This is a genomic window from Klebsiella sp. 141153, assembly GCF_032601995.1.
Lineage (GTDB): Bacteria > Pseudomonadota > Gammaproteobacteria > Enterobacterales > Enterobacteriaceae > Klebsiella > Klebsiella aerogenes.
On the sequence record NZ_JAQIRJ010000054.1, the window covers coordinates 1 to 251 of the forward strand.

Annotated in this window: 1 protein-coding gene; it reads right to left on the reverse strand. The window is 62.2% G+C overall.

What is annotated here, in order from left to right:
• Positions 1 to 251, reverse strand: a 251-nt coding sequence (locus PGS10_RS25035; protein WP_316423653.1) for a sodium ion-translocating decarboxylase subunit beta, incomplete at both ends; no start/stop codon positions are given.

Sequence of the window (251 nt, forward strand, 5' to 3'; positions counted from 1 at the left end):
GCTTCCAGACCCACCTTGTTGGACACCCTCGCCGCCATCGGCACCGCCGATACCCCGGCGGAACCAATCAGCGGGTTGATCTTGTGCTTACTGAATACGTTCATCAGCTTCGCCATGATCACCCCGGCGGCGGTGCCCACGCAGAAGGCGATTACCCCCAGCAGCAGGATCCCCAGCGTCTGCGGCTGCAGGAACTTGTCCGCCACCAGCTTGGCTCCCACCGACAGCCCGAGGAAGATGGTGACGATATT